Below are 301 nucleotides of genomic sequence, written 5' to 3'. Positions count from 1 at the left end.
ATACGCGGCCGGGGCGGCGAGGGCGACGGCGAGGACGACCGTCCCGAGCCCGATCAGCAGGCTCGTCCCGAGATAGGGGAGTTGCTGGCTGAGGACGGCCTGGTAGCCCTCGAAGGTCGGGTGCAGCGGGAACAGGCTGGGCGGGCTCTTGCGCATCTCCGTCGTCGGCGTCAGCGAGACGTTGATCATCCAGTAGACCGGGAAGAGCATCAGGATGGTGAGCACGACGCCCACCACCGTCTTCCACCAGGGTCGCCGGCCGTTCATGCGAGGTCCTGCTTTCGCTGCGTGCGGATGTAGA

At 67.1% G+C, this 301-nt stretch carries 1 pseudogene; it reads right to left on the bottom strand.

Annotation, left to right across the window (positions count from 1 at the left end):
• A pseudogene (locus tag SB717_RS34895) lies at window positions 1-267 on the bottom strand (hypothetical protein); the annotation flags it as partial.
• Between the last annotated feature and the right edge of the window lie 34 nt (window positions 268-301).

This window comes from Priestia sp. SIMBA_032, from assembly GCF_046535215.1.
Taxonomy (GTDB): Bacteria; Bacillota; Bacilli; order Bacillales; family Bacillaceae_H; genus Priestia; species Priestia aryabhattai.
The sequence above is the reverse complement of the archived record's forward strand: the minus strand, read 5'-3'. Positions and strand labels throughout refer to the sequence as shown.